Source organism: Halorubrum trueperi, from assembly GCF_042662525.1.
In the GTDB taxonomy this organism is placed as follows: Archaea; Halobacteriota; Halobacteria; order Halobacteriales; family Haloferacaceae; genus Halorubrum; species Halorubrum trueperi.
Window position 1 is genome coordinate 423,662 of the sequence record NZ_JBHSXI010000001.1, and the last position, 17,534, is coordinate 441,195.

The 17,534-nt window shown below is 68.8% G+C and carries 19 protein-coding genes and 1 pseudogene; 9 read left to right on the forward strand and 11 right to left on the reverse strand.

Annotation, left to right across the window (positions count from 1 at the left end):
- Window positions 1–5 precede the first annotated feature (5 nt).
- Complete coding sequence (locus ACFQEY_RS02115) at window positions 6–257, forward strand: hypothetical protein (protein WP_379764331.1); 252 nt, start codon at window positions 6–8, stop codon at window positions 255–257.
- A 58-nt stretch (window positions 258–315) separates the two neighbouring features.
- Here the strand turns inward: ACFQEY_RS02115 and ACFQEY_RS02120 are convergent, their stop codons facing one another.
- The 3 genes and pseudogenes from ACFQEY_RS02120 to ACFQEY_RS02130 form a co-directional block, all read right to left on the reverse strand.
- Complete coding sequence (locus ACFQEY_RS02120; protein ID WP_379764333.1) at window positions 316–822, reverse strand: dihydrofolate reductase; 507 nt, start codon at window positions 820–822, stop codon at window positions 316–318.
- A 45-nt stretch (window positions 823–867) separates the two neighbouring features.
- Entirely contained in the window at window positions 868–1,920 is a 1,053-nt protein-coding gene (locus ACFQEY_RS02125) for an ornithine cyclodeaminase family protein (protein WP_379764335.1), read from the reverse strand.
- A gap of 131 nt (window positions 1,921–2,051) precedes the next feature.
- Window positions 2,052–2,141 (reverse strand): annotated as a pseudogene (locus ACFQEY_RS02130) (GNAT family N-acetyltransferase); the annotation flags it as partial.
- 114 nt (window positions 2,142–2,255) lie between these two features.
- Here ACFQEY_RS02130 and ACFQEY_RS02135 point away from each other — a divergent pair.
- Complete coding sequence (locus tag ACFQEY_RS02135) at window positions 2,256–2,534, forward strand: DNA-directed RNA polymerase subunit L (protein WP_379764337.1); 279 nt, start codon at window positions 2,256–2,258, stop codon at window positions 2,532–2,534.
- Between the two features lie 157 nt (window positions 2,535–2,691).
- Window positions 2,692–3,720, forward strand: coding sequence for a glycosyltransferase family 4 protein (locus tag ACFQEY_RS02140; RefSeq protein WP_379765087.1), 1,029 nt, complete (start codon window positions 2,692–2,694; stop codon window positions 3,718–3,720).
- A gap of 123 nt (window positions 3,721–3,843) precedes the next feature.
- Here ACFQEY_RS02140 and ACFQEY_RS02145 read toward each other — a convergent pair whose 3' ends face one another.
- Complete coding sequence (locus tag ACFQEY_RS02145) at window positions 3,844–4,173, reverse strand: DUF7510 family protein (protein WP_379764339.1); 330 nt, start codon at window positions 4,171–4,173, stop codon at window positions 3,844–3,846.
- A gap of 188 nt (window positions 4,174–4,361) precedes the next feature.
- Between ACFQEY_RS02145 and ACFQEY_RS02150 the strand changes: the two genes are divergently transcribed.
- From ACFQEY_RS02150 to ACFQEY_RS02160, 3 genes are read left to right on the forward strand one after another with little or no spacing between them, the layout of a single operon-like run.
- Window positions 4,362–5,636: a Single-stranded DNA binding protein gene (locus tag ACFQEY_RS02150; protein WP_379764341.1), complete on the forward strand. Its 1,275-nt coding sequence runs from the start codon at window positions 4,362–4,364 to the stop codon at window positions 5,634–5,636.
- Window positions 5,633–7,177, forward strand: coding sequence for a hypothetical protein (locus ACFQEY_RS02155; RefSeq protein WP_379764343.1), 1,545 nt, complete (start codon window positions 5,633–5,635; stop codon window positions 7,175–7,177). Before ACFQEY_RS02150 ends, ACFQEY_RS02155 begins: the two co-directional genes overlap by 4 nt.
- Window positions 7,177–7,965, forward strand: a complete 789-nt coding sequence (locus ACFQEY_RS02160) for a metallophosphoesterase (RefSeq protein WP_379764345.1) — start codon at window positions 7,177–7,179, stop codon at window positions 7,963–7,965. The genes ACFQEY_RS02155 and ACFQEY_RS02160 overlap by 1 nt, the downstream gene beginning before the upstream one ends.
- Window positions 7,966–8,067: 102 nt before the next feature.
- On the opposite strand, the gene ACFQEY_RS02165 is transcribed toward ACFQEY_RS02160, so the two are convergent.
- The 3 genes from ACFQEY_RS02165 to mutL all read right to left on the reverse strand — a co-directional run bounded on the left by ACFQEY_RS02165 (window position 8,068) and on the right by mutL (window position 12,168).
- Entirely contained in the window at window positions 8,068–8,523 is a 456-nt protein-coding gene (locus tag ACFQEY_RS02165; RefSeq protein WP_379764347.1) for a Zn-ribbon domain-containing OB-fold protein, read from the reverse strand.
- On the reverse strand, window positions 8,520–9,680 hold the full coding sequence (locus tag ACFQEY_RS02170) for a thiolase family protein (protein WP_379764349.1): 1,161 nt from the start codon (window positions 9,678–9,680) through the stop codon (window positions 8,520–8,522). The genes ACFQEY_RS02165 and ACFQEY_RS02170 overlap by 4 nt, the downstream gene beginning before the upstream one ends.
- Before the next feature lie 109 nt (window positions 9,681–9,789).
- Entirely contained in the window at window positions 9,790–12,168 is a 2,379-nt protein-coding gene (mutL, locus tag ACFQEY_RS02175) for a DNA mismatch repair endonuclease MutL (RefSeq protein ID WP_379764351.1), read from the reverse strand.
- A 295-nt stretch (window positions 12,169–12,463) separates the two neighbouring features.
- Between mutL and ACFQEY_RS02180 the strand changes: the two genes are divergently transcribed.
- Window positions 12,464–13,141, forward strand: a complete 678-nt coding sequence (locus tag ACFQEY_RS02180; protein WP_379764353.1) for a type 1 glutamine amidotransferase domain-containing protein — start codon at window positions 12,464–12,466, stop codon at window positions 13,139–13,141.
- Window positions 13,142–13,168: 27 nt separating this feature from the next.
- Here ACFQEY_RS02180 and ACFQEY_RS02185 read toward each other — a convergent pair whose 3' ends face one another.
- The 4 genes from ACFQEY_RS02185 to ACFQEY_RS02200 all read right to left on the reverse strand — a co-directional run bounded on the left by ACFQEY_RS02185 (window position 13,169) and on the right by ACFQEY_RS02200 (window position 15,926).
- Entirely contained in the window at window positions 13,169–13,444 is a 276-nt protein-coding gene (locus ACFQEY_RS02185) for a transcriptional regulator (RefSeq protein ID WP_379764355.1), read from the reverse strand.
- Window positions 13,445–13,535: 91 nt separating this feature from the next.
- A complete protein-coding gene (locus ACFQEY_RS02190) occupies window positions 13,536–14,078 on the reverse strand; it encodes a DUF2249 domain-containing protein (RefSeq protein ID WP_379764357.1) in 543 nt (180 codons plus the stop codon).
- Between the two features lie 133 nt (window positions 14,079–14,211).
- Window positions 14,212–14,886, reverse strand: a complete 675-nt coding sequence (locus tag ACFQEY_RS02195; protein WP_379764359.1) for an alpha/beta hydrolase — start codon at window positions 14,884–14,886, stop codon at window positions 14,212–14,214.
- The gene (locus ACFQEY_RS02200; protein ID WP_379764360.1) at window positions 14,883–15,926 is read right to left on the reverse strand and encodes a VOC family protein; all 1,044 of its coding nucleotides are present in this window, start codon (window positions 15,924–15,926) and stop codon (window positions 14,883–14,885) included. Before ACFQEY_RS02200 ends, ACFQEY_RS02195 begins: the two co-directional genes overlap by 4 nt.
- A gap of 175 nt (window positions 15,927–16,101) precedes the next feature.
- Here ACFQEY_RS02200 and nth point away from each other — a divergent pair, with 175 nt between their 5' ends.
- Window positions 16,102–16,785: an endonuclease III gene (gene nth, locus ACFQEY_RS02205; RefSeq protein ID WP_379765089.1), complete on the forward strand. Its 684-nt coding sequence runs from the start codon at window positions 16,102–16,104 to the stop codon at window positions 16,783–16,785.
- A 155-nt stretch (window positions 16,786–16,940) separates the two neighbouring features.
- Window positions 16,941–17,495, forward strand: a complete 555-nt coding sequence (locus tag ACFQEY_RS02210) for a DoxX family protein (protein ID WP_379764362.1) — start codon at window positions 16,941–16,943, stop codon at window positions 17,493–17,495.
- Window positions 17,496–17,534 lie beyond the last annotated feature (39 nt).

Below are 17,534 nucleotides of genomic sequence, written 5' to 3' on the forward strand. Positions count from 1 at the left end.
AGCCCATGAGCGAAGACGGTCTCTTCGGATCGCTCTCGGTCGTCGGTCTGTTGAGCCTCTGTTGTCTCGGATTCGGCGGGATCGCGGGTGCGACGGCCGTCTCCGGCGGGAGCGCGTCGGTCACCACCCTCGCGACGGGGGCGACGAGCGCCCGCGGCGCGCTCGTCTCCGGGGTCGTCACCGCCGCGACGGTGCTGGCCGTCGGACTCGTTCTCAAGTGGCGGCTGCGTCGGGGCGGACGGCCCGAGTCGGAGTGACTGGGTTCAAATCGGAGTGGCTGGGCCCAAACCGAAGTGATGTACTCCGAGACCTAGGTTAGGATCCGTCGCCGCGACGGACCCACTCTCGGAGGGTGAATCGGTCGTGGAGGGTCTCGGATTCGACGGTCCACTCGTCGGCGTCCCAGTCCGGGAAGAACGTGTCGCCGTCGTAGTCGCCGTCGACGTGGCTGAGGACCATCCGGTCGACGTGTGGCTGGAACAGCTCGTAGATCGCTCCGCCGCCGAGGACGTAGACGGAGTCGTCGTCGCGCCCGTCGTCGCTCGTCACCTCGCGGGCGAGATCGATCGCCTCCTCGACGCCCGAGGCAACGGTCGCGGTCGGAACGTCAACCGAATCGACGCTGCGACTCACGACGATCTGGCGGTTGCCGGGGAGATCTTCGCGCATCGAGTCGAAGGTGCGGCGGCCGAGGATCACCGGCGAGTCCGCGACGCGCTCGCGGTACTGCCGCACGTCCGCCTCGATGTGAGGCCACGGTACCTCGCCGTCCCTGCCTATCGCGCGGTTCTCCGCGAGCGCTGCGACGGTGACGAGTTGCACGGGGCCACATAAGGGATAGAGGGGCAAAAACCCGCCCGTCGACGCTCAGTCGGCGAGCCCGAGCAGGTCGAAGGGGTAGCCGTTGTCGTTGTCGTCGGCCTGCTCGTAGACGACGCGAGCGGCCGCGACGTCCTGGATCGCGAGGCCGGTGGAGTCGAAGACGGTGACGCCCTCGACGCCGCCTTCTTCCGTATTTGCGGTACCGGCCCGGCCGGCGCGCCGACCCACGACGATCTCGCCGATCTCACCGTAGACGTCCTCGTCGGTGAGGGTACCGGCGGCGTAGGGGACGTTGATCTCGCCGGAGTGGGTGCACTGCTCGCGGTCGTCGATGACGATCGTCGCGTCCAGCAGGAGGTCGTCGGCGAGTTCGTGTTTGCCAGCGGCGTCCGCGCCCATCGCGTTGACGTGGGTGTGCGCACCGACGTCGTCGGGGCCGACGATCGGGTCCTCCACGGGCGTCACCGTCGAGAGCACGTCGCAGTGGCCGGCCTCCGCGACGGAACCGGCGCGGACGTCGAAGCGGTCCGCGAACGCCGCGACGAAGTCCGCGACGCGCTCCGCGTCGAGGTCGCTCACCACGACCTCCTCGATGTCACGCACCGCGGCGATGGCCTCCAGTTGGGTGTACGACTGGACGCCCGCGCCGACGATCCCCAGCGAGGTGGCGTCGGGGACCGCGAGGTGGTCGGTGGCGACCGCGGCGGCCGCGCCCGTGCGCTTCATCGTGAGCGTCGTGCCGTCGAGGATCGCCAGCGGGAACGCGGTCTCGGGGTCGGAGTAGATCATCGTCCCCATCACGGTCGGAAGGTCGTGGTCGGCGGGGTTGTCCGGGTGCGCGTTCACCCATTTGATCCCCGCGGCGTCCCATCCCTCGCCGGTCGCCGTCTCCTCGGCGGTGTCCGCCTCGCGGACGTCGAGGTAGGCCGGCATGGAACGGAAGTCGCCGTTGTACTCGGGGAGGTCGATGTACGACTTCGCCGGCATCTTCGCGTCGCCGCGCTCGTAGGCCGCGAAGGCACCGCGAACCGCGTCGATGACGCGATCCATCCGGGCGTTCTCGTCGACCTCGTCGGCGTTCAAAAGCAGGGTCTGCATGCCACAAAATTTGCCGGTCGGGTACTTCAACCCTACTGGAACGACGGCGAGGCGTGAAGGAATCGAAGAGGTGACTACTCATCCGTGTCGACGTCGAGCCGAAGCTCGACGCAGTCTTGCTCGCGCGTCTCGGCGGCCGCCAGGTCGCGGTGGTAGGGGAGCCACAGCTCGGCCGCGTACCGATGGAGGTCGTCGTCGGTCGGAAGGCGTCGGATCTCCACGCTCCCGCCTGCGTCCACGTCGCTTAAAAGGGCTGCCGTGGCGCACGGACGGTCCGCAACTCCGGATATCCCGGAGACGAAAGCTTGAAACGCGCCTCGGGCGAATCGAGGGACATGGAACTGCGGGTCATCGAGAAGACCGACACGGAACTCCGCATCGAGATCGCCGGCGAGGACCACACGTTCATGAACGTGCTGAAGGGCGTCCTGCTGGAGACGGACGACGTCGCGGCCGCGACCTACGACATGAATCCCGAGCAGTCCGGGGGTCAAACGGAGCCGGTGCTGACGGTGAAATCCGAATCCGGCGATCCCCTCGACGTGCTCGCCGAGGCCGCGGGATCGATCACCGACCGAACGTCGGCGCTTCGTGACGCCGTGCAGGCGGCCTGAACGGTCGGGGGTTCTTCTTCGATATCTCTCGGTTCAGTCTCTCCCGGTTCCCGCTCTCCGACGATTTGGATGTCCGTTCCGCTCGATCGACGGGGGAACGAGGGGCATACCTAAGTGCCGACTCCCGAAACTGTGAGCCATGCCGCCGAGCGTACTCATGCTGGGATGGGGATACCCACCGAACATCACCGGAGGGCTCGACGTCCACGTCGGCGAACTGTTCTCGGGGCTCCGCGACGATCTCGGGGTGGAGGCCACCCTCGTGTTGCCGGCGGAGTTCGCCCCGGAGGACGAGCCGGGACTCGAACCGGTCGAGACGGGCGAGGGGGACGTCGCTGCCCGAGTCGACCGGCTCAGCGACCGGTTCGCCGAGCTCGCCGGCGACCACGACGTCGTTCACACGCACGACTGGTTCGGCTACTCGCCGGGACGACAGGCGGCCCGCGAGTCGGACGCCACGTGGGTGTCTTCGTTCCACTCGCTGGCGAGCGACCGCAACATCGATCCCCCGAAACGCGAGGTCGAGACCGAGCGACGGCTCGCGAACGCGACGGACACGAACATTGCCGTCAGCGAAATCGTCCGCAAGGACATCCGAGAGCTGTACGACGCCGACGCCCGCGTCGTGTACAACGGCTTCTCGACGCCGAAATTCTCCGGAACGGACGTCCGCGAGAACCTCGGTATCGACGGCGAGATGCTCTTTTTCGTCGGCCGCCACACCGATCAGAAAGGGATCTCTCACCTGCTCTACGCGATGAAGAAGCTCCGCGGCCGCGACGTCACCCTCGTCGTCGGCGGGTCCGGTCACCAGACCGACCAGCTGAAGCGGTTCGTCGAGCTGATCGGTATCGACGCTCGCGTCGAGTTCGTCGGCTACGTTCCCGAGGCTGAGCTGGGCGATTACTACGCCGCTGCCGACGCGTTCGTCTCACCGTCGTTCGCGGAGCCGTTCGGCATCACGATCACCGAGGCGCTGGAGGCCGGGACGCAGGTCGTCGCGACGCGGTCCGGCGTTGCGGAGGTGCTCCCCGAGGGCTGTCTCGTCGAGGTCGAGACGGACTCGGAGTCGATCGTCGACGGGCTCATCACCGCGCTCGACCGCGAGGGCCCGCCGGAGTACGAGCGTCGCGAGTGGTCGGCGGTCGCAGAGGACACGCTCGCGGTGTACGAAGCGGTCGCGTAGTCCGGTTTGTAGGTTCGATTCGGTCCGGTAGGTTCGATCCGGTCCAGTAGGTTCGATCCGGTCCAGTAGGTTCGATCCGGTCCGGTTGAACCGATCCCGCATCTGCTCGACCCTCGAACGCTCCTAGTCGGCTTTTTCGGCTTCTCCTCGAAACACGTCGAACTCCGTGGCCGCCTCGGGGTGTGAGATTCGGAACCCGTCCGCGGTCGCGACCACGCCGCGGGTGCTGTCAGAGCCGCCACCGCCGTACGGACTGTCTTCGCCGTCGACGCCGGTAGACCCGCGGTACGGCGACGCGTACGGGGACGCCACGGATTCGTCGAATCCGGTCGGCGGGAGATAGATCCGCTCGCCGCGTTCGGACCGGACGACGATGGCGACGTCCCGGGTACCGCTCACGTCGATGACGGTTCGCTCCGGCGTGACGCGCGCGTCGATGTCGATTTCGTTCATGCGGATCGATGCGGATGGGAGCGATTTAGGTGTGCCGGGCGTGACGACGGTCTCGCTCCCCGTTCCCGCGCGTTCGTCCTTGAACGGCAGCCGTCGCTGCCCGAAGGTGGACGCGCACGCTCTGTCCGCCGACGGAGCGCTTCCTCGGTGGTGAATCCTTTTGTGCGGTCGCGTCGAAGTGCGGGCCGATGGACGTCAACAGCCATGCCGAGGATCTCGCCTCCGACCTCGGCGTAGACAAAGAGGAGGTCAAAGCGGACCTGGAGAACCTACTGGAGTACAGCGTGCCGATCGACGAGGCAAAACAGAGCGTCCGCCGGAAGCACGGCGGCGGAGGCGGCGGATCCGCGCCGACTCCGGACGCGGTCGACGTCGGCGAGATAACCACCGACCACGACGGCGTCACGGTCACCGTCCGCGTGCTCACGCAGGGGACCCGAACGATCCGATATCAGGGCGACGACCTCACGATTCGTGAGGGGGAAATCGCCGACGAGACGGGCGTCATCTCCTACACCGCGTGGCAGGACTTCGGGTTCGAGCCCGGCGACTCGCTGACGATCGGCAACGCCGGCGTTCGGGAGTGGGACGGTGAGCCCGAGCTCAATCTCAACGACTCGACCACCGTCGCCATCGCCGACGAGCCGGTCGAGGTCGACCGCGATATCGGCGGCGATCGCAGCCTCGTCGACATTTCCGCGGGCGATCGCGGCCGAAACGTCGAGGTTCGCGTCTTGGAGGTCGACGAGAAGACGATCTCCGGGCGGGACGGGGAGACCGATATCTTGGAAGGCGTCGTCGGCGACGCGACCGCGAAGCTCCCCTTCACCGACTGGCAGCCGCGCTCCGAACTGGAGCCGGGCGCGGACCTCCGGATCGAGGACGTGTACGTCCGCGAGTTCCGCGGGGTGCCGTCGCTGAATTTCACCGAATTCTCGACGGTGACGCCGCTTCCCGACCCGGTCGAGGTCGCAGAGGACGCCCCGCGCCTCGGAGTCGCCGAGGCGGTCGCGTCCGGCGGGATGTTCGACGTCGAAGTCGTCGGAAACGTCCTTGAAATTCGAGACGGCTCCGGCCTCATCGAGCGATGCCCCGAGTGCGGCCGCGTGGTCCAGAACGGTCAGTGCCGAAGCCACGGCGAGGTCGACGGCGAGGACGACCTCCGCGTGAAGGCAATCGTGGACGACGGCACCGACACGGTCACCGTGGTGCTCGACGACGAACTGACCGCCGAGGTGTACGGTGCGGGGCTCGACGAGGCCCTCGAGGCGGCGAAAGACGCGATGGACAAGGCGGTCGTCGCCGACGCAATCGCCGACTCGCTCGTCGGGCGCGCCTACCGCGTCCGAGGGAACCTCTCGGTCGACGACTACGGAGCCACCCTCGACGCGAGCGAGTTCGAACTCGCGGACGACGATCCAGCCGATGCCGCCCGGGCTGCGCTCGCGGAGGTGAAAGAATGAGCGACGACGGGCCGGGTGCCCGCGAGGTCGCTCACCGCGTGTTCGCCGCCGAGTTCGACGACGCTACCCTCTCGTACTCCGAGAGCGACGAGGAGCGCGCCCCGAACTACGTGGTCACGCCGACCGGCGCGCGCGTGAACCGGCTGTTCGTCGCGGGCGTGCTCACCGAGGTCGAGCGCGTGAACGACGAGACGCGCCGGGGGCGGGTCGTCGACCCCTCGGGCGCGTTCGTGACGTACGCCGGGCAGTATCAGCCCGAGGCGCAGGCGTTTCTCGAACGCGCTGACCCGCCGTCGTTCGTAGCGCTGACGGGCAAAGCCCGGACGTTCGAGCCGGAAGACTCCGACAGAGTGTTCACCTCCGTCCGCCCAGAGAGCCTCAACGACGTCGACGCCGACACCCGCGACCGGTGGGTCGTCTCCGCCGCGGAGGCGACGCTCGACCGGCTGGCGGTGTTCGCGAAGGCCCTCGATTCCGACCTGCGGGGCAACGACCTCCGCGCGGCCCTCGAAGCCGGCGGGGCGCCCGCGTCGCTGGCGGCCGGAATCCCGAAGGCCATCGATCACTACGACACCTCGACCGCCTACGTCGAGGCGGTTCGTCGGATGGCGATCGACGCGCTCGAACTGATCGCCGGCGACCGCGACGAGGTGCGCGCGCCCGACACCGTTCCCAACGCGGGCGAAGAGACCGCGATCGGACCGCTGCCGGAGACAGACGTGACGATCGAGGCACCGCCCGGGACAGTCGAGGGCGAGGCACCGATCGGAGACGAATCGTCCGATCCTGCCGCCGCCGACAGCGACGAACCCGCCGCCGACGATGGTACTGACGACACCGACGACCCCGCCGATACCGACAATACCGACGAACCCGCCGCCGATGTCGATACTCCCGACGACGCATCCGGCCCTGACTCCGGGGAGGATTCCGAGAACGTCGAAAGCGAGGGCCTCGGCGACTTCCAAACGGGAGCGGACGACGACTCTGCGCCGATTGAAGGTACCGACGACGATTCGGCTGTCGCCGAGCCGGACGCCGCTGGCGACGACGCGTCGGCAGAGCCAGCTGCCGACGAGATGTACGAGATCGACGACGAGGAGCGGGAAGAGATCGAATCCGAGTTCGGCACGGACTTTTCGACCGGCACGGAGGTTGACGATCCCGGCGAGGCCGATATCGACGTGCCTGATGCGGACGACCTCTCGGAGATGTCCACCGATGTGACGGACGCGGCAGGCGAGACGGACGAGCCGGCCGATTCCACCGGCGCGGAGACGGATGATTCCGCTGACCCCGCCGACGAGACGGATGACTCCGTTGACTCCGTCGACGAGACGGACGATATCGACCTCGAAGCCGCAGTCGTCGAAGCCATGGACGCGCTCGACGACGGCGACGGCGCCGCCCGCGACGCGGTCGTCCAGTCGATCGTCGACGAGCACGGCGTCGACGCCGACGCGGTCGAAGACGCCATCCAGGACGCGCTGATGAGCGGGAAGTGCTACGAACCGGGCGACGGCGTGCTTAAGCCGATCTGATGGCGCGGGTCGAGCCGGTCGTCGGCGAACCGGCGGCTGTCGCCGACCTCGGAAGCGAGCGCGCCCTTCTCGTCGCCGACGTTCACGCCGGTATCGAGGTCGGCCTCCGCTACGAGCGCGGCATCGAACTCGACAGCCGGGCGGACGAGCGTCGAGCGCTGCTCTGCGATCTCGTCGCGGAGACCGACGCCGACCGACTGGTCGTCCTCGGCGACCTCGCCCACCGGATCGCCGCTCCGGAGGGAGCCGAGCGCGAGGAGCTGGAGACCCTGATTCGGGCCGTGACGGATCGCGTCCCGATGACGCTCGTCGAGGGGAACCACGACGCGGGCGTCGCCGAGACGTTCGCGGACGCGATCGACGTGATAGGGCCCCGCGGCGGCGTGATCGGAGGTTCGGATGGCGGCAGCGAGCACGGCCGCGTCGGCGTTCTCCACGGCCACACGCACCCGGACCCGACGCTCCTCGACGCCGACGTGGTGTGCATGGGACACGAGCACCCGCAAGTGCGGTTGGAGGACTCCGTCGGCGGGTCGCGGGTGGAGCGGGCGTGGCTCCGCGGCGCGGTCGATCCGGCGGCGTTCGTCGACGGCCGTGACGGCGGCGTGGCGGTCTCTGGGGACCCGCCGGAACTCGTCGTGTTTCCCGCGTTCAACGAGCGCTCCGGCGGGACGTGGGTCAACGTCGACGGACAGTCGTTCCTCGCGCCGTTCCTGCCCGACGCGCTCCCGAGCGGCGAGGCGTACCTGCTGGACGGGACGCGACTCGGCGATTTTCGGCGAGTCTGAGAGCGAACCGAAAGATCTTGGGCAAAAAATCGAACCCGTGCCGTCGTGGAGGTGATCGACGAGACGACGCACACGGCTTCGGGTGCAAGGACCGGGAGAGTGCTACTCGACCGGACGGAATCGGAATCCGTCCCACTCCTGGCTGTCCGGCTCGCGGATCCCGGCCCCCGGTTCCCTGAGCTCGTCGGCGTGGACCGGCTCGACCCGGTCGCCGATCTCGACGTCGAACGGCTCGCCGGAGCCGTCGTCGGCCGCCGCGACCTGCCCGAGCGCGCGAACCGGCGGCGCGTCGTCGCCGACGTCCACGTCGAACTCGACGATCGCGAGCGTGTTCGGCTCTCGGACCCCGGGCGGCGTCGCCGTCGAGGTCGTCCACGTGACGATGCGCCCCTCGTACTCGCGGAGGTCGACCGTCCCGACGCGCTCCGCGCCGTTCGGACCGACCATGTGCGGCGGATACGAGACGGTGCCGTCCGCGTACTCGGCCGCCTCGAAGGTCTGCTCGACGCTGTCCCCGGCGTCGCTTCCGGTCGCGTCGTCGGTGTCGTGGTCGCTCATTGGCTCCCCTCCAGAATAGCCGTGGTAACGCAGTTCCCGAACCCGCCGACGTTGCAGGCCAGTCCCGTGTCGGCCTCGACCTGCCTCGGGCCGGCGTCGCCGGTGACCTGTTCGACTATCTCGTACACCTGTGCGACGCCGCTGGCCCCGAGCGGGTGGCCCTTCGATTTCAGCCCGCCGGAGGTGTTGATCGGGAGGTCGCCGTCGCGGTCGGTGACGCCCTCCTCGATCGCCTTCCACCCCTCGCCCTTCTCGAAGAAGCCGAGGTCCTCGCTCTGGAGGAATTCTAAGATCGTGAACATGTCGTGCAGCTCCGCGACGTCGACATCGTCCGAGCCGATCCCGGCCATCTCGTAGGCGATTTGAGAGGAGTCGACGACGCCGCCCATCGTCGTCGGGTCCTCGCGCTCGTGGACGACGTGGGTGTCGGTCGCGCCGCCGATCCCGGAGATCACCGCGTACTCGTCCGCCGGGACGTATTCCTCGGCCACCGACTCGGGACAGAGGACGAGTGCCGCGGAACCATCCGTGATCGGACAGAAGTCGTACAGCCGGAGGGGGTCCGCGACGATCGGCGAGTCGAGCACCGTGTCGAGGTCGACCTCCTTCTGGAACTGCGCGTGGGGGTTGTCCACGCCGTTCCGGTGGTTCTTCACGGCGACCTTCCCGAGGCTCTCGCGGGGGGCGTCGTACTCGTCGAGGTAGAGCCGCGCCGTCATGCCCGCGAAGGAGGGGAGCGTGACGCCGTGTTTGTACTCGACCGGGTGCGTGAGCGACGCGATCACGTCGGTCGCCTCCGCGGTCGTCCGGTGGGTCATCTTCTCGCCGCCGACGAGCATCGTGAGATCGCTCGCGCCGGAGGCGACCGACTGCCACGCGGCGAACACGCCGGCACCGCCGGACGACGAGGTCTGATCGATGCGGGCGGTGTACGCCGGCATGGCGTTCAGATCGTGGGCGAGCGCGTTCGGGACGCCGGTCTGTCCCTCGAACTCGCCGCTGGCCATGTTCGAAACGTACAGGTGATCGAGGTCCTCGCCGTCGATCCCGGCGTCGTCGAGCGCGGCCGCGCCCGCCTCCGCCAACAGCTCTCGCACCCACGCGTCGCGCTTCCCGAACCGAGTCATCGACGCGCCGATGATCGCTACGCGTTCCATACCCTGGGGTCCACGTCGCCCGACTAAAACGTACCTCTCTGCGATCGGGGCGTCGGTGGCGTTTCTTTACCGCCCGTGCCGGCTGTGTCGGTCGCGTCGGTGCACCGTCCTACTCGGACCGTCGCCCGGCGTGTCCGGGGTAGTCGCGCTCGAACCGCGAGCCGATCTCCTCCCGATCGAGCCGGATCACGACCGGTCGGCCGTGCGGGCAGGCGTACGGGTTCTCGCAGTCGTCGAGCCGGTCGAGAAGGTCGACGACTCTCCCCTCAGTCAGCGAGGTGTTTCCGGTCACCGAGGGGTAACACGCGAGGTCCGCGAGCAGTTTGTCGACCACGTCCGTGACGGGCTCGTCGCCCGCAGTGGCGTCGCCGACGAGCGCCGAGAGGACGTCCCGGAGCAGGTCGGGATCGAGCGCTGCGTCGAAGACGGTCGGGACGGACTCGACGACGACCTCGCGCTCGTCGGCGCGCTCGGCGCGAAATCCGATCCCTCGGAGGTCGTCCACAAACTCGCCGAACAGCGCCGCCTCTCGCGCGGTGAGCTCGACGCGGACGGGCTCCGCGAGGGCCTGGGCGTCTGCGCCGTCGGCGAACGCGGCCTGCAGTCGCTCGTAGTTCACCCGCTCGTCGGCGGCGTGTTGGTCGATCAAGACCAGCCCCTCCGGCGACTCGGCGACGACGTACGTCCCGTGGAGCTGTCCGAGCACCCGAAGCGGCGGAAGCGACTCGTAGGATCGCTCCTCGGCCGTCGTCCCGCCGCCCCCCAGCGTTCGCTGAGCGGTCGATCGCGGGGAGCGCGAGTCGGTCGAAGGTGATGGCGAGTCGGTCGAAGGTGATGGCGAGTCGGTTGGAGTTGACGACGAATCGGTCGAGATTGGCTGCGAACCGGTCGACTCCTCGCCCTCCCGATCGTCCGTTCCGGAGTCGCCCGCTGCGGCGTCGAACTCAGACGGGTTGCCGGCGGCGGTCTCCGAGCCGGTGTCGGCCCCGCTGGTGTGATCATCGCCGCCCGTCCTCTCGTCTCCGGAACTGCCGTCATTCGCCTCGTCGCCGAACCCGACAGTCCCGTCGCCGGACTCCGTCGAACCCGACTGCCAGCTTCGCGGAGAGGGCCGGTCGCTGATCGTGGGACCGTCACTGCCGTCTCCGAATCCGTCGCCACCGTGCCCGTCGACATCGCCTCGTCTTCCGACGTCACCGACCGCCCACGCGTCCTCGTCGGCCGGGTCCAGTTCCGTGACGCCGGTCGCCGATTCCGGGCTTCTATCGTCCTCTCCATCGGCCTCCTCTCGGTCGCCGAGCGCGGCGCGCTCGTGGTCCGTCCCGGCACCGCCCACGGCCTCGGAATCCGGGCCGTCGGGGCGAATCTCGGTCTGATCGGGGGCCGACTGTCCTCGCGGCGCGGTCGACCGGATCAGCCCGTGGTCGAGCAGGGCCTCCTCGACCGCCTCCTCGACCGCGGCGCGCACGGCGAGCTCCTCGTCAAACCGGACCTCGAGCTTCCGCGGGTGGACGTTCACGTCGACGTCGCCGGACGGGACTTCGACGAACAGCACCGCGAAGGGATACCGGTCGGGCGCGAGTTGGCCGCCGTACGCGTCGAGGGTGGCTTCTCGCAGCGCGCTCGCGGTGACGTACCGGTCGTTGACGTACGTCGCGAGGTACTCGCGGGTCGAGCGCGTCGTCTCGGGGTGCGAGACGAGACCGGTCACGCGTCGAACGGCCGGATCCGCCTCGTCGTTGTCGCTGCCGTCGTTGTCGCTGCCGTCGTTGTCGTCGTCGTCGCCGCCGAGATCCGGCGTCCACTCCACGTCCACCATCGCCTCGGCGACCTCCCGGCCGTACACGGCCAGGACTGCCGATCGGAGGTCGCCGTTTCCCTCCGTCGAGAAGGTCTCGCGGCCGTCATGTTCCAGCGAGACGGCGACGTCGGGGTTCGCGAGCGCGTACCCGGTCACGACGGTGTTGACGTGGTCGAACTCGGTGGTCGTCCGTTTGAGGAACTTCTTCCGGGCGGGCGTATTATAAAACAGGTCGTCGACTTCGACCGTCGTTCCCTCGGGACAGCCCGCCGGGCGAGGGTCGCCGACGTCCCCGCCCTCGACCGTTATCTCCGCGCCGGCTTCGGCGTCGGGCGGGCGCGACCGGACGGTGAGCCGCGAGACCGCACCGACGGTGTACAGCGCCTCCCCGCGGAAGCCGAGCGTTCCGACCCCGCGGTCTAGGTCCTCGATGTCGGCGATCTTCGACGTGGCGTGCTCGGCGACCGCCGCCTCCAGCTGGTCGGCGGGGATTCCGACGCCGTCGTCGCGGACGCGGATCCCTCCCGTACCGCCGGATTCGACCGAGACGGCGACGCGGCTCGCGCCCGCGTCGAGGCTGTTCTCTATCAGCTCCTTGACGACGCTCGCGGGACGCTCGACGACCTCGCCGGCCGCGATGCGCTGGACGGTGCGCTCGTCCAGTCGTTCGATGTTCGGCGGCTCCATCGGTACGCATCGGTCGGGAGAGCGCGCACTTGAACCCGTTGGGCGATCGCGGAGGGTAGGGGAAGCCACCGCCGTTACCGCAGTTACCGCAGTTACCGCAGTTACCGCAGTTACCGCAGTTACCGCAGTTACCGCAGTTACCGCAGTTACCGCAGTTACCGCAGTTACCGCAGTTACCGCAGTTACCGCAGTTACCGCCACGACCGCCACGGGGGAGGCTTATAACCCCCGCGCCGTGCATCGCGCCTGCCGGGCGCGAGTCCCTTTTCCGTCGAGCGCCCGAACGGGAGGACGCATGACACGCGCGCTGTTCGTCGTGAGCGAGGAGGGGTACTGGGCCGAAGAGTGCATCGAGCCGCTGACGACGCTCGAATCGGCGGAGGTCGACGTGACGGTCGCGACCCCCTCGGGCTCGCCGCCGGTCGTCGACGAGCGCTCGCTCGATCCGGAGGCCGCCGGCGGCGAGGAGGCGGCCGCCGAGTTCCGCGACGTCGACGCGGAGCATCCCGAACTGAACGATCCGGAGCCGCTGGCGACCGTCGACGCCGACGGATACGACGCGGTCGTCTTCCCCGGCGGCCACGGCACCGTCTGGGACGTGAATCAGGACCGACACGCGCGCCAGCTTCTGCTCGACGCGGTCGCCGGCGACCAGGGCGTCGCGCTCGTCGTCTGTCACGCCGTCGGCATCCTGGCGTTCACGCGCGAGGCCGACGGGACGCCCCTCGTCGAGGGGCGCTCCGTGACCGGATTCCCGAACGAGTGGGAGGAGGGGATCGTCGACGACGAGGACGTGCTGCCCGACGGTCGGAAGCTCCCGTACTGGGTCGAGGACGAGGTCGTCCTCGCGGGCGCTGACTGGGACGCCGAACTCGACGCGGACGCGAGCGTCACCGTCGACGGCGACCTGATCACCGCCCGCGGACCGGGATCGTCGTCGGCCGCGGCGGCGACGCTGCTAGATGAGCTGTAAGCGATTTTTAAGTAGAGTCTGCGACGGTCAGCGGATCACGAACGCCGGCTCCTCGATCCGCTCGCTCTTGCACTCCGGGCACCGCGAGGGATCGTTGATCGGATCGTCGAACCCGTCGAATCCGCAATCGGTGCACTCGGGCGGCGCGACTAACAGCTCCGCGTCGCCGGCGACCGACCGCGAGACGTGCTCTACGTGCTCGTACACGACGGGCGTCGGCAGCGACAGCGTCTCTCCGAGACCGCTCGCGGTCGCCGGCCCCTCGCGGAGGAGCTCGGCGATGCGCTGGCGCGTCGTCTCCATGCCGTCCGTTCGGCGGTGGTATATAAAACGTCGACGGCGGCGGCCTGTGGGACGAGCGGACGCGGGGGTCCGCAACCGCACGGCGCTCCCGTCACTCCGCCGTTCGCGGTGCCAACACGACCAGCGCGGTGCTCTCCTTGCGCGCGGTCGGCTCGACCGATAGCTCCCCGTCGAACCGGAGGATCTCTCCGGCGGAAACGCGGTGCGACTCGCCGCCGAGGGCGACGTCGATCTCGCCGTCGAGCACGTGAAACAGGACCGTCCGATCCGGGTGATCGTGTTCCGGAACGCGCTCGTCCGCTTCCAGCGACAGGCGTATCGTCTTCGGTGCGCGTCCGGGAAACGCGTCCGCGTGCGGCTCTCCATCGAGCTCCGCGATCCGAACGCGGTCGATCGCGGGTTCGGTACCCCCCTTCGGGAACTCGGCGACAAACCGCGATGGAGCCTCCCGTTCGACCTCGTACCCGTCCGCGTCGAACGCCGGCACCTCGGCTTCCATCTCGTAATAGAGCGGTTTCGGGTCGTGATCGTTTATTATCGTCAGCGTCTCCCCGGGTTCTAACGCCTCGAAGGTCCGGTGAATCCGGTCGTGTCGCTCGTTCGGCGGAATGCGTCTGACGTCGAGTTCCGTCATCGTGCGCACCACTCCGTCCGGGAGGGACATGGGCGGTGTCGCGAACACGTTCGGGCCGGGATCCGGCGCGGACGTCGGTTCCGGGCGGGCGTCGGTTCCGGGCGGACGTCGGTTCCGGGCGGGCGGTCGCCCGTCAGTCGTCGAGGAGCACCGCGAGCCGGTCACCGATTCGCGTCGCCGTCGCGTCCGAGAGGCCGTGACCGTCGCCGGCGTCGATCCGGAGGTCGACCGCCGCCCCGCCGCGGCGGAACGCCCCCGCGGTCGCTCGCACGCGCTCGACGGGAACGTAGGGGTCCCCCTCGCTGCAGGCGAGGGCGACGGGAGTACCCTCCAGATCGCCGCCCCCCTCGACGGCGACGACGTCCCGCCCCGCGGTCGTCCCGGGAAGCGACGCGGAGACGACGAACGCGCCGCCGTACAGGCGCGGGCGTCGCCGGAGGAACTCGCTCGTGACGCACCCGCCCTGCGAGATTCCGACGAGGACGACTCGCTCGGGAGCGATACCGATGTCGCCGGCGAGACCGACGGCCGCGGCGACGCAGTCGACCGCCGAGGTCAACGCCGGCTCGTTGTCGGCGATCGGGGCGTCGTGCCCGGCGGGGAACCAGCTCGAACGGACCGCACCCGGCGCGAGAAGCGTCGCACCCGGCCGGTAGAACTCGTCTGCGAGCCGGACCAGCCCCTCGGGCGTCCCGCCGCGACCGTGGACGAGCACGGCGGCGACCTCGGCGGCCGCGGCGGGCGCACCGCCGGTCACCAGCGTCGCGTCCGCGTGCGGTCCTTCGACGCCGGTAAGTCGGGGGCTCATCGGCGCGTTCCCCGATTGCGAGGGCCGGAATCGACGTCGAACGCGGGCAGTTGTCGCTCGATCAGCTCGCGATCAGACTCGAACCGGGGCGGGAGGTAGCGTTCCGCGGCGTGACCGGTCGCGTCCGGGGCAGCGAGACCGGGGCCCTCGGGGCCGTTCGGGGTCGGCGACTCCGTCGCGAGTTCGACGAGCAGCCCGCCGGGGCCGCGCACGTACAGCGAGTGGAAGAAGTGGCGGTCCTTCACGCGGGAGACGTCGTACCCGCGGTCGCGGAACAGGTCGTGCCACGCCAACAGCGCCTCGCGGTCGGGCACCCGAACCGCGGCGTGGTGGAGCGTTCCGGGGCCCTCCCGCAGGTACGGCGCGTCGCGATCGAGCAGGTCGACGACGGTCGCCCGGTCGCCTGGCGCGCGGTATCGGATCCTGTCGCCGACCTCCGCCTCGTACTCGAATCCGAGCGTGTCGAGCACGCTCGCGGTCCCGAACGGGTCGGTTGGCAGCGCGGTGACGCCGTACAGGCCGCGGATCGCCACCGACTCCGGGACCGGATCGGTGAGACCCCCATCGCTGCTTCCGGAGTCGGCGACCCACGGATTCCCCGGCGCGTCGCTCTCGACGAGCTCGATTCGTGTGCCGGCGGGGTCCTCGAACGCAAGCAGGCGATCGCCGAAGCGATCGTCTTCTGTCCGGGCGTCAGTTCCATCGCCTGTCCGAGTGTCGGTCTCGATCGACACGTCCCGTTCGGCGAGCCGCTCGCGCCAGTAGCCGAGCGATCCCGGAGGGACCGCGAACGCCACCGCGGCGTACCCGGGCTTCCCGGTTCGACCGGGATCGCCGTGCGGGTCCGGGAAGACGGTGAACACCGACCCCGGGGAGCCGGTCGCGTCCCCGAAGTAGAGGTGGTACTGCAGGATGTCCTCGTAGTTCACGGTCCGGCGGAGCAGTCGGAGGCCGAGGGCCTCGCCGTAGAACGCGGCGGCCGCCGCGGCGTCCCCGACGATCCCCGTGACGTGATGCAGGCCGGGCGTGTCCGAGAGCATGCCTTCGAATCGGCCGCGATCCCCAAAAGGGATGCCGGTCGGCGGGGTCGCGGTCAGGACCGCGTCCGAGTCGCCCGAGTCATCCGAGTCGCCTGAGGCGTCCGAGTCATCCGAGGTGCCCGAGACGCTCGTTGGCTTCCGGATCGTTCAATGTCGCCCGCTCGGAGTGATCGGCATGGGAACGCCATTGGAGCCGCGGGAAGCCCAGGTCGCGGAGGTTTTAGATCGGCTCTACGAGGAGTATCCGGACTCGACGATCTCGTTGAACTACTCGAACCGGCTGGAGCTTCTCATCGCCGTGATCCTCTCGGCGCAGTGCACGGACGAGCGAGTCAACAAGGTCTGTGCGGAACTGTTCGAGACGTACCAGACGCCCGAGGACTACGCGAACGCCTCCCAGGAAGAACTCGCGGAGGCGATCAACTCGATCACCTACTACAACAACAAGGCGAAGTACATCCGATCGGCCTGCGCCGACATCGCCGAGAAACACGACGGCGAGGTTCCGGACACGATGTCGGAGCTGACGGACCTCGCCGGCGTCGGCCGCAAGACCGCGAACGTCGTGTTGCAGCACGGTCACGACGTCGTCGAGGGAATCGTCGTCGACACGCACGTTCAGCGGCTCACCCGGCGGCTCGCGATCACCGAAGAGGAGAGTCCAACGCAGATCGAACGAGACCTCCTCGATATCGTCCCCGAGACCGACTGGCAACAGTTCACACATCTCATGATCGACCACGGGCGCGCGACGTGTACCGCGATCAATCCGGACTGTGACGACTGCGTGCTCGCGGACGTCTGCCCCTCCGAGAAGGGCGACGGCGACGTCGATCTCGCGAGCGGCGAGACGTGGTGAGTGGGAGTCGCGCCACGCAGCGGACCGACGCGTTCGGGACGAGTACTTAAAGACCCAAACGACGGGGGGAATTCGCCGATCCCTTCCATCGAAAGGAGAACTCGCTTCCGGGTTTATGTGTACACTCGTCGTATTCGCAAGTGAGGAGAGACACAATGTCCACCAAAACGACCAACGAGTTCGGCGGGGAGATAGGCGGCGTCACGCTACTGGGGAAGGCGCACTCGCTGTCGGCGCTGTTCATCGTCCTGCTTCGGGCGACCATCGGCGGGATGATCCTGTTCGCTGGCCTCGGGAAGATCTCAGAGTGGCCGTTCGACGCGGCCGGGTACCTCGCGAACGTCGGCTCCGCGAGCCCGGTCAGCGGCCTGTACGCCGCGATGGCGTCGAGCCCGGCGCTGATGGAGTTCGTCAACGTGTTCGTCCCGGTCACGCAGGTGCTCATCGGCGTCGCGCTCATCGCTGGGGCGTTCGTCCGACTGGCAGCGCTCGGCGGCGCGATGCAGATGATGCTGTTCTACCTCGGTGGGTGGAGCGGCGACGTGCTCGCGCTGTTCGACTCGACGCTGGTGTACGCGATCGTGTTCCTCACGGTCGCCGCGTTCGGCGCGGGCCGCGTCCTCGGCCTCGACGCCTACATCGAGCAGCTGAACGTCGGCGGACAAGAGCTGACCGAGAAGTTCCCGGCGCTCCGGTACATCCTCGGCTGAACGGGGACGTTCCCTCTGCTTAGAAACGGAAGCGGGCGT